The organism is Agrobacterium albertimagni AOL15 (genome assembly GCF_000300855.1).
GTDB classification, from domain to species: domain Bacteria; phylum Pseudomonadota; class Alphaproteobacteria; order Rhizobiales; family Rhizobiaceae; genus Allorhizobium; species Allorhizobium albertimagni.
On record NZ_ALJF01000002.1, the window covers coordinates 18,597 to 34,282 of the forward strand.

General features: G+C 60.2%; 15 protein-coding genes. 12 read left to right on the forward strand and 3 right to left on the reverse strand.

What is annotated here, in order from left to right:
- Positions 1-6 precede the first annotated feature (6 nt).
- From hisF to coaA, 3 genes are read left to right on the forward strand one after another with little or no spacing between them, the layout of a single operon-like run.
- Positions 7-783 (forward strand): imidazole glycerol phosphate synthase subunit HisF, encoded by a 777-nt coding sequence (gene hisF / locus QWE_RS00930; protein ID WP_006724176.1) that lies wholly within the window; start codon positions 7-9, stop codon positions 781-783.
- A gap of 16 nt (positions 784-799) precedes the next feature.
- Complete coding sequence (locus tag QWE_RS00935) at positions 800-1,123, forward strand: phosphoribosyl-ATP diphosphatase (RefSeq protein WP_006724177.1); 324 nt, start codon at positions 800-802, stop codon at positions 1,121-1,123.
- Entirely contained in the window at positions 1,120-2,115 is a 996-nt protein-coding gene (gene coaA / locus QWE_RS00940) for a type I pantothenate kinase (RefSeq protein ID WP_040299255.1), read from the forward strand. Before QWE_RS00935 ends, coaA begins: the two co-directional genes overlap by 4 nt.
- A gap of 15 nt (positions 2,116-2,130) precedes the next feature.
- Here coaA and QWE_RS00945 read toward each other — a convergent pair whose 3' ends face one another.
- The 3 genes from QWE_RS00945 to QWE_RS00955 form a co-directional block, all read right to left on the reverse strand.
- Positions 2,131-2,760: an alpha-ketoglutarate-dependent dioxygenase AlkB family protein gene (locus QWE_RS00945; protein WP_006724179.1), complete on the reverse strand. Its 630-nt coding sequence runs from the start codon at positions 2,758-2,760 to the stop codon at positions 2,131-2,133.
- A 2-nt stretch (positions 2,761-2,762) separates the two neighbouring features.
- The gene (gene arfB / locus QWE_RS00950; RefSeq protein ID WP_006724180.1) at positions 2,763-3,197 is read right to left on the reverse strand and encodes an alternative ribosome rescue aminoacyl-tRNA hydrolase ArfB; all 435 of its coding nucleotides are present in this window, start codon (positions 3,195-3,197) and stop codon (positions 2,763-2,765) included.
- A 115-nt stretch (positions 3,198-3,312) separates the two neighbouring features.
- Positions 3,313-4,923 (reverse strand): phosphoenolpyruvate carboxykinase, encoded by a 1,611-nt coding sequence (locus tag QWE_RS00955; protein WP_006724181.1) that lies wholly within the window; start codon positions 4,921-4,923, stop codon positions 3,313-3,315.
- 340 nt (positions 4,924-5,263) lie between these two features.
- Here QWE_RS00955 and QWE_RS00960 point away from each other — a divergent pair, with 340 nt between their 5' ends.
- The 9 genes from QWE_RS00960 (at position 5,264) to QWE_RS01000 (ending at position 15,686) form a co-directional block, all read left to right on the forward strand.
- Positions 5,264-5,989, forward strand: a complete 726-nt coding sequence (locus QWE_RS00960) for a response regulator transcription factor (RefSeq protein WP_006724182.1) — start codon at positions 5,264-5,266, stop codon at positions 5,987-5,989.
- Positions 5,990-6,041: 52 nt separating this feature from the next.
- A complete protein-coding gene (locus QWE_RS00965) occupies positions 6,042-7,823 on the forward strand; it encodes a sensor histidine kinase (RefSeq protein WP_006724183.1) in 1,782 nt (593 codons plus the stop codon).
- Positions 7,820-8,278 carry an HPr kinase/phosphorylase gene (locus QWE_RS00970; RefSeq protein WP_006724184.1) on the forward strand — a complete coding sequence of 153 codons (459 nt, stop codon included), beginning with the start codon at positions 7,820-7,822 and terminating at the stop codon, positions 8,276-8,278. The genes QWE_RS00965 and QWE_RS00970 overlap by 4 nt, the downstream gene beginning before the upstream one ends.
- Positions 8,279-8,395: 117 nt before the next feature.
- Entirely contained in the window at positions 8,396-8,797 is a 402-nt protein-coding gene (locus tag QWE_RS00975) for a PTS sugar transporter subunit IIA (RefSeq protein WP_006724185.1), read from the forward strand.
- Complete coding sequence (locus QWE_RS00980) at positions 8,794-9,081, forward strand: HPr family phosphocarrier protein (protein ID WP_006724186.1); 288 nt, start codon at positions 8,794-8,796, stop codon at positions 9,079-9,081. The genes QWE_RS00975 and QWE_RS00980 overlap by 4 nt, the downstream gene beginning before the upstream one ends.
- Positions 9,082-9,241: 160 nt before the next feature.
- Positions 9,242-10,639 (forward strand): adenosylhomocysteinase, encoded by a 1,398-nt coding sequence (ahcY, locus tag QWE_RS00985; protein ID WP_006724187.1) that lies wholly within the window; start codon positions 9,242-9,244, stop codon positions 10,637-10,639.
- 240 nt (positions 10,640-10,879) lie between these two features.
- Positions 10,880-13,420 carry a sensor histidine kinase gene (locus QWE_RS00990; RefSeq protein ID WP_006724188.1) on the forward strand — a complete coding sequence of 847 codons (2,541 nt, stop codon included), beginning with the start codon at positions 10,880-10,882 and terminating at the stop codon, positions 13,418-13,420.
- The gene (locus QWE_RS00995; RefSeq protein ID WP_006724189.1) at positions 13,417-14,946 is read left to right on the forward strand and encodes a bifunctional tRNA (adenosine(37)-N6)-threonylcarbamoyltransferase complex ATPase subunit type 1 TsaE/phosphotransferase; all 1,530 of its coding nucleotides are present in this window, start codon (positions 13,417-13,419) and stop codon (positions 14,944-14,946) included. The genes QWE_RS00990 and QWE_RS00995 overlap by 4 nt, the downstream gene beginning before the upstream one ends.
- Before the next feature lie 5 nt (positions 14,947-14,951).
- A complete protein-coding gene (locus tag QWE_RS01000; protein ID WP_006724190.1) occupies positions 14,952-15,686 on the forward strand; it encodes a nucleotidyltransferase family protein in 735 nt (244 codons plus the stop codon).

Genomic DNA, 15,686 nt, shown 5'->3' on the forward strand with positions numbered 1-15,686 from the left:
AAGACCATGACACTCAAGGCCCGCGTGATCCCCTGCCTCGACGTCAAGGACGGCCGCGTCGTCAAGGGCGTCAACTTCGTCGATCTCATCGATGCCGGTGACCCGGTCGAGGCTGCCAAGGCCTATGATGCAGCAGGTGCCGACGAACTCTGCTTCCTCGATATTACCGCCTCCTCCGACAATCGCGACACGATCTTCGATGTCGTGGCCCAGACTGCCGACCATTGTTTCATGCCGCTGACGGTCGGCGGCGGCGTTCGGGCCGTCGCCGATATTCGCAAGCTCCTGCTCTGCGGCGCCGACAAGGTGTCGATCAATTCCGCTGCGGTGAAGAACCCCGATTTCGTGGCAGAAGCTGCCGACAAGTTCGGCAATCAGTGCATCGTCGTTTCGATCGACGCGAAGAAGGTTTCCGCTGCCGGCGAAGCGGATCGCTGGGAAATCTTCACCCATGGCGGTCGTCAGCCGACTGGCATCGATGCGGTCGAATTCGCAATCAAGATGGTCGAGCGCGGGGCAGGCGAACTGTTGGTCACCTCAATGGACAGGGACGGGACGAAGAGCGGTTACGATATCGGCCTCACGCGCACGATCGCCGACAGTGTCCGCGTGCCCGTCATTGCCTCCGGCGGTGTCGGCAATCTGGATGACCTGGTCGCGGGTATTCGCGATGGGCATGCCACTGCGGTTCTCGCCGCCTCGATCTTCCACTTCGGCACCTATTCGATTGCAGAGGCAAAGACCCATATGGCCGCAGCCGGCATCGCCATGCGTCTCGACTGACGCGGAAGGACCTTTGATGAGCAGTTTCACCCTTGCCGATCTCGAAGCCATTGTAGCGAGCCGGGCTCAGGCTGATCCAAGCCAATCCTGGACGGCAAAACTCGTTGCAGGCGGCCAGGACAAGGCGGCCAAGAAACTCGGTGAAGAGGCGATCGAGGCTGTGATGGCTGCGGTCAGGCAAGATCGCGAGAACCTCGTCTACGAGAGCGCTGATCTGCTCTATCATCTGATGGTCGTATTGAAAATTGCGGACATCCCGTTACAAGCAGTGATGCAGGAACTCGAGCGCCGGACTGCTCAGACAGGCCTGAGCGAGAAGGCCAGTCGGCAGGATCCATGACGATAGCTATGCGGGACTCCGAAACGCCAGACGTCCTCGACCATTTCCAGGCGAACAGCTATTCCCCCTATCACTTCTTCGATTCGGAAGAATGGGCGCATTTCCGTGCCGATACCCCGCTAACTCTGACCGCGGACGAAGTGCACCGCCTGCGCTCGATCGATGACCCGATCGATCTGGATGAAGTCAGGCGCATTTATCTTTCTCTGTCGCGTCTCCTGTCGTCACATGTGGAATCGTCTCAGCTGCTGTTCGAGCAGCGTAACCGCTTTCTCAGCCTGTCGGATGTCTTCAAGACACCCTTCGTCATCGGCATTGCCGGATCGGTGGCGGTTGGAAAGTCTACGACAGCGCGTGTTCTGAAAGAGCTTCTTGCACGCTGGCCGTCGAGCCCGAAGGTCGACCTCGTCACCACCGACGGCTTCCTCTACCCCAACGCGCACCTGGTGAAAAACGGGATCCTGAACCGCAAGGGTTTCCCGGAAAGCTACGACGTTGGCGCGCTGTTGCGCTTTCTGTCTGCCATCAAGGCGGGCTTGCCCAACGTCAAGGCGCCCAGTTACTCACACCTCACCTATGACGTGTTGCCGAATGAACATCGCGTGGTCGACCGACCCGACATTCTGATCTTCGAAGGCATCAACGTTCTTCAGTCGCGCAACCTGCCGGCTGATGGCAAGATCGTGCCAATGGTCTCGGATTTCTTCGACTTCTCGATCTATATCGACGCGGACGAGAACGCGACCCACCGCTGGTATGTCGACCGCTTCATGAAGCTGAGGCAGACGGCGTTCCGCGATCCGAACTCCTACTTCCATCGCTATGCGACCATCAGTGAGGATGAGGCCAAGGAAATCGCCGAAGGGCTCTGGACGAATATCAACCTCAAGAACCTCCGCGAGAATATCCTGCCCACGCGTCCCCGCGCCGATCTCATCCTGCGCAAGGGTGACAACCATCTCGTCGAGACGGTGGCGCTCAGAAAACTGTAAGCGATCGATCGTCGGCTATGGATTGACGCGACGGAGCGTCAGGTTGATGCGTCCGCCCGACTTCAGCAGTGTCGAGGTGCCGGGATAGATCCGGTCGACGCCGTGGAAACAGAGGCGCCCCTCCCCGCCGAGCAAGAAGACATCGCCGCTTTCCAGCTTCAGCGATTGGGTGCGATCGGTTCGCGCCAGTCCCCCGATGCGAAACAGGCAGGTATTGCCGAGCGAGATCGAAAGCACCGGTGCCGCAAATTCCGTTTCGTCGCGGTCCTGATGCAGGCCCATCTTGGCATCGTCAGCATAAAAATTGACGAGACAGGCCTCGGGGTCTTTCGGATAACCCGAGAGTTCACGCCAGAGATCGAGGAGCACTTGCGGGATCGCGGGCCAGGGCTTGCCCGTCATCGGGTGGGTCGGCTGATAGCGATAGCCGCGCTCCTTGTCCGTCACCCAGCCGAGCGGCCCGCAATTTGTCATCCGGACAGACATGGGCCTGCCAGAGCCCGGCATGACCGGCACATAAAGCGGCGCGTCAGTGACGACGCTGCGAATGATCTCGACAAGGTTTTCCTGCTCTTCACGCGCCAGCCGGCCAGGCAGGTAACGAAGACCGGATGAAAGACTGATCTCGGCTTTCGCTGCGGCCATGGTCAATCTCCCGCCGGCTTGCCGCGCATCTTCTTCACGTCCGAGCGACCGGATTTCGCCTTGAGGCGCCGTTCGATCGAGCCTTTGGTCGGTTTCGTCTTCTTGCGCGGTGGCGGTGGCGGCTTGGCGGCTTCCAGGAGCAATTCCTTCAGCCGTTCGCGCGCATCTTCCCGGTTGCGATCCTGGCTGCGGAAGCGGCTCGCCTCGATCATCAAAACGCCTTCCTTGGACAGGCGCTTGCCGGCGAGCTTCGCGGCGTTCTGCTTTACGCGGTCGTTCAGCGAGGGCGATCCGAGCAGGTTGAAGAAGAGCTGAACGGCGGTCGAGACCTTGTTAACGTTCTGGCCGCCCGGGCCACCGGCCAGCACGAATTGCTCCGTCAGTTCCCAGCCGGCGATCGTGATGCGGTTGTTGATCTCGAGTGGTTCACTTGCCATGTCATCGGTCTCTGTCTCGGCTTCCATATCGGCCGCAAAGACTCCAAAGGCAAGCCGGAAGCAGAAGAGGCCCGGCAAACATGCCGGGCCTCTTCATGGTCGTCAAATCTGTCGCTCACTCGGCCGCGAGGCGAATGCCCGGGGCCGCGTCACGAACCTTGCCGTCGACATGGGCTTCGAACTTGGCGAAGTTGTCGATGAACATGCCGACCAGCTTCTTGGCTTGCGCGTCGTAGGCCACACCATCGGCCCAGGTCGAACGCGGGTCGAGGATCTTGCTATCGACGCCATCGACGGCGACCGGAACCGCGAAACCGAAGTTCGCATCGGTGCGCATTTCGACCTTCTTCAGTTCTCCGGTCAGTGCAGCCGTCAGCAAAGCGCGCGTCGCCTTGATCGGCATGCGATTGCCGATCCCGTAGGCACCACCGGTCCAGCCGGTGTTGACCAGCCAGCAATCGACCTGATGACGGGCGATCAGATCACGCAACAGGTTGCCATATTCGGTCGGATGGCGCGGCATGAAGGGTGCGCCAAAGCAGGTCGAGAAGGTCGCCTCCGGTTCGGTTACACCCTTTTCGGTGCCGGCTACCTTTGCGGTGTAACCAGACAGGAAGTGGTACATGGCCTGTTCCGGCGTGAGCTTCGCGATCGGCGGCAACACGCCGAAGGCATCTGCCGTCAGCATGATGATCGTCTTCGGATGCGGCGCGATTCCGGTTTCCGACGCATTCGGGATGAAATGCAGCGGATAGGCGCAACGGGTGTTTTCCGTCAGCGACCCATCGTTGAAGTCAGGCACGCGGTTCTCGTCGAGAATGACGTTTTCCAGCACCGTGCCGAAGCGCTTGGTCGTGGCGAAGATTTCCGGCTCTGCTTCGGCCGAGAGACGGATGGTCTTGGCGTAGCAACCACCTTCGAAGTTGAAGATGCCGTTCTCGCCCCAGCCATGCTCGTCGTCACCGACCAGTGTGCGCTTGGGGTCCGCCGAGAGCGTGGTCTTGCCGGTGCCGGACAGGCCGAAGAAGACAGCCGCATCGCCATCGGGACCGACATTGGCCGAGCAATGCATCGGCATGACGCCCTTCGACGGCAGCAGGTAGTTGAGAACGGTAAAGACCGACTTCTTCATCTCGCCGGCATAGGACGTGCCGCCGATGAGGACGATGCCATTGGTCAGGTCGCAGGCAATGACGGTTTCGGTCCGGCAGCCGTGACGGGCCGGATCGGCGCGGAAGCTCGGCAGATCAATGATCGTCAGCTTCGGCAGGAAACCTTCCAGAGCGTCACGCTCGGGGCGAATCAGCAGGTTGCGGATGAAGAGCGAGTGCCAGGCGAATTCGGTCACGACGCGCGTGGGCAGCGCATTGCTTTCATCCGCGCCACCGATCAGGTCCTGAACGAAGAGATCCATGCCTGCAGCATGAGCCAACATGTCCTGATGCAGCACAGCGAAATGCTCCGGCGACATCGGCTTGTTGTTGTCCCACCAGATCTGGTCGTCCGTCTTGTCGTCACGGACAACGAACTTGTCCTTGGCGGAACGGCCGGTGTGCTGACCGGTCAGCGCGCGAAGTGCACCATCTGCGGTCAGCTCCGCCTCGCCGCGACGGATCGCCTCTTCATAAAGAGCCGCTTCCAGGAAGTTGTAGCGAACGCTGGCAGCCTTCCCCAAGCCGATTTCCGCGATCCCCGCAGCCGGGTTCCTCACGCCGAATTCCTCCATGGTCCGCTTTCCTCTCACATGGGCCAGAACTTTGAATGAGCGAAACCTAAACGGCGGAGCTGCGAAATGCAAGGCAACATCGTGAAAAATATAATGATATCAATTATTTAATCGATTTAAAACGATAAATGCTCTTTTTAAATCGTTTAGTTCCGCTTCCATTCCGCTCCCATCAAGGACCGTGAGGGACCGAAATCGGCAAAGGAAACGAAAACCGCTATCCCTGCCCCTTCCCCTCTGCCACAATTTGTTCCACCTTTATCCCCATATCGCACTGCCATGGAACCAGAGCTGGGCTGGACAGACCAGGAGCAGCGCAACGATGACGGAGACGTACCCAATGCAGACGATCGCCCTCGTGGATGACGACCGCAATATTCTGACTTCGGTTTCCATCGCACTCGAAGCGGAAGGTTATAAGGTCGAAACCTACACCGATGGCGCCTCGGCTCTCGATGGTCTTCTGGCCCGACCGCCACAGCTCGCCATCTTCGACATCAAGATGCCGCGCATGGATGGGATGGAGTTGCTGCGTCGCCTGCGCCAGAAATCCGACATTCCGGTGATCTTCCTGACCTCGAAGGACGAGGAAATCGACGAGCTCTTCGGCCTGAAGATGGGCGCCGACGATTTCATCACCAAACCCTTCTCGCAGCGTTTGCTGGTGGAGCGCGTGAAAGCGATCCTGCGTCGCTCTGCGAGCCGCGAAAGCTTCGCAGCGGGTAACGGCCCTGCAAAGGGAAGCCCGGAGCAGCAGGCCCGCACGCTCGAGCGCGGTCAGCTCGTGATGGACCAGGAGCGTCACACCTGCACCTGGAAGGGTGATCCGGTGACGCTGACCGTGACCGAGTTCCTCATTCTCCAGTCGCTGGCGCAGCGCCCCGGCGTGGTCAAGAGCCGCGACGCCCTGATGGACGCGGCCTACGACGAGCAGGTCTATGTTGATGATCGCACGATCGACAGCCACATCAAGCGGCTGCGCAAGAAGTTCAAGATGGTCGATACCGACTTCGACATGATTGAAACGCTTTACGGTGTCGGCTACCGCTTCCGCGAGGCAGCGTAAGGTCCCGCCATAGCGGCCCTGGTGGCTGACAAGACGGGCGAAAGGCAAAGGTTTGACCCAGCAGGTTGACGAGGGACATCTGGAGGAGACGGATTCCGGCTCCGAGCGGCGTCGGCTGTTCAGCCATCCCTTCACGCTCATTCGCCGGATCTTCGGCCATGCGCTGTTTTCCAGCCTGACGCGCCGGATCGTCTTCTTCAACCTCGCCGCGCTGATCGTGCTCGTCGGCGGCATCATGTATCTCAACCAGTTCCGCGAGGGGCTGATCGATGCGCGCGTCGAGAGCCTTCTGACCCAGGGCGAGATCATCGCGGCGGCCGTGTCTGCGTCTGCCTCGGTCGATACGAACTCGATCACCATCGATCCGGAAAAGTTGCTCGAACTGCAGGCCGGACAGAGCATCACGCCGGTTCCGAACGATGAAGATCTGGAGTTTCCGATCAATCCCGAGCGTGTGGCACCGGTGCTTCGCCGGCTGATCTCGCCGACGCGCATCCGCGCGCGCCTCTTCGATGCGGATGCAAATCTGCTGCTTGATTCGCGGCATCTCTATTCGCGTGGCCAGGTTCTGCGCTTCGACCTGCCGCCGGTCGACAATGATTCCACCAGCTTTACCGACTGGATCACCCGCCTCTTCAACACGATCCTACAGCCCGGCAATCTGCCAGTCTATCGCGAAGCCCCGGGCGGTGATGGCTCGATCTATCCGGAGGTCATGAACGCGTTGACCGGTGTTCGTGGCGCGGTCGTGCGCGTGACGGACCAGGGGGAGCTCATCGTGTCTGTCGCGGTGCCGGTGCAGCGATCGCGTGCTGTCCTCGGTGTGCTGCTGCTTTCGACACAGGCCGGAGACATCGACAAGATCGTGCATGCGGAACGTCTCGCCATCCTGCGGGTGTTCGGAGTGGCGACCCTTGTTAACATCGTCGTGTCGCTACTCTTGTCCTCCACCATCGCTAACCCGCTGCGCCGCCTCTCTGCTGCCGCCATCCGTGTTCGCCGTGGCGCAAAGGAGCGTGAGGAAATCCCCGACTTCTCCATCCGACAGGACGAGATCGGCAACCTTTCCATCGCGCTTCGCGAAATGACGACGGCACTCTACGACCGCATCGATGCGATCGAGAGTTTCGCCGCCGATGTCAGCCACGAACTGAAGAACCCGCTGACCTCACTGCGTTCGGCCGTCGAAACCCTGCCGCTTGCAAAGACAGACCAGTCCCGGCAGAGGCTGATGGATATCATCCAGCACGACGTGCGCCGTCTCGACCGCCTGATCAGTGACATCTCCGACGCCTCACGCCTTGACGCGGAACTGGCGCGCTCGGATGCAAAGCCCGTCGATCTTGAGATCCTTGTATCCAGCCTTGTCGACATCTCCAGGGAAATCCGTAGCGGCAAGAAGGCGGTTCAGATCGACTATGTGATCGATCAGAAACCCGGTTCGAACCAGCACTTCGTCGTCCACGGTCATGACTTGCGCCTCGGGCAGATCGTCACCAATCTGATCGAAAATGCACGGTCCTTCGTGCCCGAGGACAGCGGCCGGATCCTCGTCAAGCTGTCGCGCAACCGCGCGCGCTGCCTGATCCAGGTCGAGGACAACGGGCCCGGCATTCAGGCCGAAGACATCGACCGCATCTTCGAGCGCTTCTATACCGACCGACCCGAAGGCGAGAGCTTCGGCCAGAATTCCGGTCTCGGGCTATCGATCAGCCGACAGATCGCCGAGGCTCATGGCGGAACCTTGCGGGCCGAAAACGTCATGGACCCGGCATCGGGCCGCATCTCCGGCGCCCGCTTCGTCCTGTCCCTGCCCGTAGAAACTGCGGCATGACGGGCGAGACCCACAACATCCACGCGACGGCGATCAGCGTCGATGGCCTCGGGTTGGCATTTGTCGGGCCATCGGGCAGCGGCAAGTCGAGCCTTGCTTTCGATTGCCTCGCAGAGGCAAGGCTCGCCAATATACCGGCTGCGCTGATTTCGGATGACCGTGTCATCATCTCGCTTGAGAACGGTCGGGTCTTTGCGTCCTGCCCCGAACCGATCCGCGGCCTGATCGAACTCCGATACAGCGGTATTGTCTCCGTCGATCATCTGGAGCGCGCCCAACTGAACTATGTCGTGCTGCCGGTTGGCGCTGATGAAAGACATCGATTGCCGCCCGACGATGAGCAATTCGAGCTTGCCGCGGGACTTAGCCTTCCGGTCGTCAGAGTGCCGACGTGGAGCCGTTTTCCGCTCAGCCTGATCCTGGCGCGTATTCGAAGCCTTGGGGCGAACCGGTAATTTACACGCTGATTTGGCTTGCACTTCCCGCTTTGATCGACAAGATGGCGTCCTACTGATGGACGAAACGCCAATCTTGAGCTATTTGGCCAGAGTTGCGCTAAGGGGCAGTAGAGAATGATCGGACTTGTGCTTGTCACCCATGGCAAGCTGGCTGAAGAGTTTCACCACGCTGTGGAACACGTCGTAGGCCCACAAAAATGCATCGAGACCGTCTCGATCGGCCCCGAAGATGACATGGATCAACGTCGTCAGGACATTCTCGATGCCGTGTCACGTGCCGATGATGGCCATGGCGTCATCATCCTGACCGACATGTTCGGTGGTACTCCCTCGAACCTCGCGATCTCCGTGATGAACACCGGCCGGATTGAAGTGATCGCCGGGGTCAATCTCCCGATGCTGATCAAGCTTGCCGGCGTCCGCGGCGACAACGACATGGATCGCGCCCTCGTCGAGGCCTCCGAGGCTGGGCGCAAGTACATCAATGTTGCAAGCCGCGTATTGAGTGGCAAATGACCGCGATGGCCGACGCGATCTCCCGCGATCTCCTGATCATCAACAAGCGCGGATTGCATGCGCGCGCGTCCGCGAAGTTCGTGCAGACTGTCAGCGGCTTCGATGCGAGTGTCAGCGTCTCGAAGGACGGAACGACTGTCGGCGGCACTTCGATCATGGGATTGATGATGCTGGCGGCAAGCCCGGGCTGCTCGATCTGCGTTTCGGCATCCGGCAATCAGGCCGAGGACGTCATGAACGCTCTTGCGGCCCTGGTCGCAGACCGCTTTGGTGAAGAGATGTAAAGCATCGCGACATAAAGACATAAAGACTTCTTTATGTCAGATTGCCTTTGCCGCCATTCCCTGCTAGAAGATCGCCAGCCCTGCAGCCTTGACTGCGGGAGAGCCAGTTAATCCATCCGCCATGAGATGCGGATCGGGTCGGATCCAGCCGGAGAATCCCATGAGCAAACATGACTATGTGATCGCTGATATCGGTCTTGCCGATTTCGGCCGCAAGGAAATCAGCATCGCTGAAACCGAAATGCCGGGCCTGATGGCCTGCCGCGAAGAATTCGGCGCGAGCCAGCCGCTGAAGGGTGCGCGGATCACCGGTTCGCTGCATATGACGATCCAGACTGCCGTTCTGATCGAAACCCTCGTCGCGCTCGGCGCCGATGTCCGTTGGGCATCGTGCAACATCTTCTCCACCCAGGACCACGCCGCTGCGGCAATCGCTGCTGCCGGCATCCCGGTCTTTGCGATCAAGGGCGAGTCGCTCACCGACTACTGGGAATACACCGATAAGATCTTCCAGTGGACCGACGGCGGCTTCTCCAACATGATCCTCGATGATGGCGGCGATGCCACCATGTACATCCTGCTCGGCGCCCGCGCCGAAGCCGGCGAGGACGTTCTTTCCAATCCGCAGTCGGAAGAAGAAGAAATCCTGGTCGCGCAGATCAAGAAGCGCCTTGCCGCTTCGCCGGGCTGGTTCACCAAGCAGCGCGATGCGATCAAGGGCGTCACCGAAGAAACCACCACCGGCGTGCACCGCCTCTACGAACTCGCCAAGAAGGGCCTCCTTCCCTTCCCGGCCATCAACGTCAACGACTCGGTCACGAAGTCGAAGTTCGACAACAAGTATGGCTGCAAGGAATCGCTGGTCGACGGCATTCGCCGCGGTACCGATGTGATGATGGCCGGCAAGGTCGCCGTAGTCTGCGGTTACGGCGACGTCGGCAAGGGTTCGGCTGCCTCATTGCGTGGCGCTGGCGCCCGCGTCAAGGTGACGGAAGTCGATCCGATCTGCGCCCTGCAGGCTGCCATGGACGGCTTTGAAGTGGTCACGCTCGAAGACGTCGTCTCCTCGGCCGACATCTTCATCACCACGACCGGCAACAAGGACGTCATCCGCATCGAGCACATGCGCGAGATGAAGGACATGGCGATCGTCGGCAATATCGGCCACTTCGACAACGAGATTCAGGTCGCTTCGCTGAAGAACCTGCGTTGGACGAATATCAAGCCGCAGGTCGACATGATCGAGTTCCCGAAGGGTAACCGCATGATCCTCTTGTCCGAGGGGCGTCTGCTGAACCTCGGCAATGCAACGGGTCACCCGTCCTTCGTGATGTCTGCCTCGTTCACCAACCAGGTTCTCGGCCAGATCGAACTCTTCGCCAAGACCGACGAGTACAAGCCGGGCGTCTACGTCCTGCCGAAACACCTCGATGAAAAGGTCGCTCGCCTGCATCTGGAAAAGCTCGGCGTGAAGCTGACGACGCTTTCGGACGAACAGGCCGCCTATATCGGTGTCACGCCGCAGGGCCCGTTCAAGGCAGAACACTACCGCTATTAAAATATAGCTGGATAATATCTACATCTAGTGGGCGGCGCCTTGACAAAGGCGCCGCTTTCTTTTTTGGGGCGCGGCCTTCCCGACCCATTCCATCGGCGGTATTGTTTTAGAACTTGATTCGTGGGCTGGACGAGCAGTCCACGGGTACGGATGTCTTGTCGACGATGCGGCACATAATGAGACGGAGACAGACCGAGAATGTCGGTAGATCAACGCGCCCCGCTTCCGCGGGATACGGCCATGACGGCCGGTTTTTCGAGCCTCTGGCGGCCAGTTTCTGAGCAGAAATACGGGAAGCTTCGCAAGCTCACCCATCGTCCCGGCCTGTCCGTGACGAGGCGTTTTCTGTCGTGCGGAAGTGCGCTCGCAAGTTTGTTCGTTCCGGGCCTTGCCCATGCGCAGGCAAGCAATGCCATGCGCGGTTTCGACAGTGTCGACGTCACCGGATATGCGGTGCTTCTCGGTTCGGTTTCGGCCGCCCTGATCTTCGCGGCTGTTCTCCTGCGTCAGCGCAACAAACTCGATGTCGAAGTGCGCGAACTGCGCTCCGCCTATTCGGACAGCCAGCAGAAGATCTCGCGCTATCAGACCCTGATTGCCGACAAGAACCGGCGCACGGTGATCTGGGAGGGACATAACGGCAAGGCCGAACTTCTCGGACAGCTTCCAGCAGAAACGGGTGCTCCCCAGCAGGATCCGGATTTCCTGGCCTTCGGCCGCTGGCTGAAGCCGCATTCCGCCAGCGAGGTGGAGCGCGCAATCGAGGGGCTGCGGCTTAACGCCAAGTCTTTCGAACTCGTGGTCGAGACCCAGCGCGGCGAAGTTCTGGAGGTTCAGGGCAATCTCTACGGTGGTCGCGCCTACGCACATTTTGTGGCGCTGGACAATCTGCGCGCCGAACTCGCAGAACTGAAGATCGAACGCAACCGCCTGCGCAACTCGATCGCCACCTTCGAGTCACTACTCGATTCGATCGAGCAGCCGGTCTGGCAGCGGGACGGCGATGGGCGTCTCGTCTGGGTCAACCAGGCGTATAGCGATGCCGTCGAATCCACATCGCCGCAACAGGCGGTGCAGGAAGGACGCGAGATCCTGGGCACTCTGACGCGCGAAAAGATCAAGGCTTCCGCGACGCCGGAATCACCGTTTCACGATACCGTTTCGACCGCGGTTCGTGGAGCACGCACCTTCTTCGACGTCGTCGATGTCCGGGGTCCTGGCGGCTCCTGCGGCATGGCGATGGATGTATCCTCCTCCGAGACGCTCAGGGAGGAACTTGCGCGGACACTCAAGAGCCACGCCGATACGCTCGACCATCTCGCAACTCCGGTTGCGATCTTCGACGCAGACCGTCGGCTTCAGTTCTACAATCAGGCTTTCCTCCAGCTCTGGGGCCTCGAGACCAAGTTCCTCGAGAGCCGACCGGATCACGCCGAACTGCTTGATCGGCTGCGCGATGCTCACAAATTGCCGGAAGAGTTGAGCTGGAAGGCCTGGAAGGACAATTGCCTTTCTGTCTACCGCGCCCTCGAAACCCAGACCGATCTTTGGCACCTGCCCAATGGCCAGACGCTGCGCGTGATCGCCTCCGCGCACCCACAGGGCGGCGCGACCTGGGTCTTCGAAAACCTGACCGAACAGTTCAATCTGGAAACCCGCTACAACACGCTGGTCCAGGTGCAGGGCGAAACCATCGACCATCTGTCGGAGGGTGTCGCCGTGTTCGGGCCCGATGGCCGCATTCAGCTCTCCAATCCGGCCTTCCGGGCACTCTGGGGCATCACAGAGACCCAGGCCGCCGTCGGCACGCATATCCGCCTGCTCGAAGCCGCCTGTGCGCCGTCCTATGACAAGCCGGATGGCTGGAAGGCCTTCGGCAAGATGATCACCAGCTTCGAGGACGAACGTCCGTCCAGCCAGGGGACCCTCGAGCTCTATTCGGGTCTGGTGCTCGACTATGCCGTGACGCCATTGCCCAACGCACAGACCATGCTGACCTTCGTCAACATGACGGACAGCGTCCGGGCGGAACGGGCTCTCAAGGAGAAGAACGAAGCGCTGCAAAAGGCCGACGAGCTGAAGAACGATTTCGTCCAGCACGTCTCCTACGAACTGCGCTCGCCACTCACCAACATCATCGGCTTCACCGATCTTCTGAAGACACCAACGATCGGTCCGCTCAACGAACGGCAAGCCGAGTATATCGATCACATCTCAACGTCGTCGTCCGTCCTCCTGACCATCGTCAATGACATCCTCGATCTCGCGACCGTCGATGCGGGAATCATGCAGCTTGACTATTCCGAGATCGATCTGAGCGACCTGCTGGATGATGTCTCGATGCAGATGACGGACCGGTTGCAGGAAGGCGGCGTGACGCTGGAGATTGCGGCTCCTGCCCTGCTCGGTCACCTGATCGCAGACCGGCAACGGCTGAAGCAGATCCTCATCAAAATCCTGACGAACGCCGTCAATTTCGCACCCGAGGGCAGCGTCGTTTCGATGAAATGCTGGCGCGACGGCACTGATTTTTCGTTCTCGGTCACCGACAGTGGCTGCGGCATGAGCGCCGATCTTGTTTCCTCGGCATTCGATCGTTTCTCGACAAGTGCCAAGGGTGGCAAGCGCAGCGGACCCGGTCTTGGCCTTTCGATCGTCCAGAGCTTCGTCAATCTCCACAAGGGTGACGTCAAGATCGAGAGCGAGCCTGATCAGGGAACCACGGTTCATTGCCGCATTCCCAATGCCAGCATACCGCAGATGATCGCCGCTGCAGAATGAACCCCGAGCCGTCCACGCTTATCGTTCACCTTGCCGACGATGCCGCTACGGCACTGTTCGGCGAGGATCTGTTGCTGGCACTTCAGATTGGCGATTGCGTCGCACTCGACGGTGATCTCGGGGCCGGAAAATCCACTTTGAGCCGGGCATTCATTCGCGCCCTGGCCGATGATCCCGATCTCGAAGTGCCGAGCCCGACATTCACGCTCGTTCAGAATTACGACCTCAGCATTCCCGTCGCCCACTTCGACCTTTACCGGCTGTCAGATCCAAGCGAGCTCGATGAACTGGGACTGGAAGAGGCCTTGGCCGACGGCATTTGCCTCGTCGAGTGGCCGGGCAAGGCAGGCCGCGCGCTTCCGAAAAACCGGATCGAGATCCAGTTTCAGTTTGCTTCCAATGGCGGGCGGGACCTCGTTATCCGCGCGCCCGAGACAAAACTGGCGCGGCTTCGCCGCGTCGATGAAATCCGCCGCTTCCTGCAGACGAGCGGATACGGAGATGCTCATCGACGGCATTTGACGGGCGACGCTTCCAACCGGGCCTATGAGCATGTCTATCCTGCCAACGGCAGTGCAAGCCTTGTCCTGATGGATGCGCCCAAGCGGCCGAATGGTCCGCCGATCCGGGATGGCAAGCCCTATTCACAGCTCGTCCATCTGGCCGAGGATGTCCGTCCTTTCGTCGCTATCGGGCAGGCGCTTCGCGAGCGCGGCTTTTCAGCACCCGATATCCTGGCACAGGATCTCGATGCCGGTCTGTTGCTTCTCGAAGATCTCGGTGAGGACGGCGTACTGGATGCTCAGGGCAAACCGATCGCCGAGCGCTATCGGGCCAGTGCTGCCTGCCTGGCCGCCATTCATGGCACGCCATTCGATCGGGAGATCGTCATCCCCGGCGGGTATCGACACGTCATTCCCGACTTTGATCGTGCGGCGATGAAGTTTGAGGTTGAACTCCTTCTCGACTGGCACCTGCCCTGGAAACGTGACGGGCAGTCGGCAACGGCGAAGGAACGTGCCCGCTATCTCGCCATCTGGGATCAGCTGATCGACGAACTGGCCGATGCTGACGCCTCCATCGTGATGCGGGACTTTCACTCGCCGAACATCATCTGGCGAGAGGACCGCAAGGGCCATGACAGGGTCGGCCTCATCGATTTTCAGGACGCGATGATTGGTCCCTCGGCCTATGATCTCGTCTCGCTGGTCCAGGATGCGCGGGTCACCATCGAGCGGCCGCTGATGGATCAGCTGATGGCCGACTATCTGACTGCGCGCGCCAAGAAACCGGGTTTCAACGAGGCCGCCTTCCTGAAAAGCTGGGCGATCATGTCGGCACAGCGCGCCTGCAAGCTGAACGGGCTCTGGGTGCGGCTGAAGGAACGCGACGGCAAGCCGGGCTATATGCGCCACCTGCCACGCACCCTCTGGCACTTGAGCGTCGCTTTCGATCATCCTGTCCTCGCCCCCTTGCGGAACTGGTGCATAGAGGCTGGAATCGAGCTTCCCGAATCACCGGCATAGGCAAAATGATCATCAAGCAAGCCATGGTGCTCGCGGCCGGCCTCGGCACGCGAATGCGCCCGATTACCGAGACGATGCCGAAACCACTGGTTCAGATCGGCGGTAAGTCGATGATCGACTATGTGCTCGACGCACTGGTGGGGGCTGGTATCGAGACGGTAGTGGTCAACGTGCATCACCATGCCGATCAGATGGAAACCCATCTCGCCAGGGAGACACGGGCGGAGATCCGGATCTCCGACGAACGGGAGCGGTTGATGGATTCTGGCGGTGGTCTCGCAAGGGGTCTCAAGCTGCTCGACCAAGACCAGCCGGCACTCGTCATGAATGCCGATCTGTTCTGGGTCGGCGAGCGCGACGATGAGCCGAGCAATCTTGTTCGCCTGGCGCAGCAGTTCGGTCCCTCCCAGATGGACATTGCGATGCTCTGCGTCGAGCAGGAACGGACCACGGGCCATAACGGCAAGAACGATTTCTCGATGGCGGATGACGGAAGGCTCACCCGTTACGTCGCGGGGGCGCCGAACCCGGTCGTCTATGCCGGGGCCTTAGCGCTGATGCCGCATCTCTTAGACGACGCGCCGGATGGCCCCTTCAACCTCAACATCTATTTTGATCGTGCGATTGCCGCCGGTCGGCTGTTCGGGACCCGACTTGAAGGACATTGGCTGACCGTCGGTACGCCCGATGCCATCCAGCCTGCCGAAGCGGTCGTCGCCCGATATGGCGGGAGCTCTTGA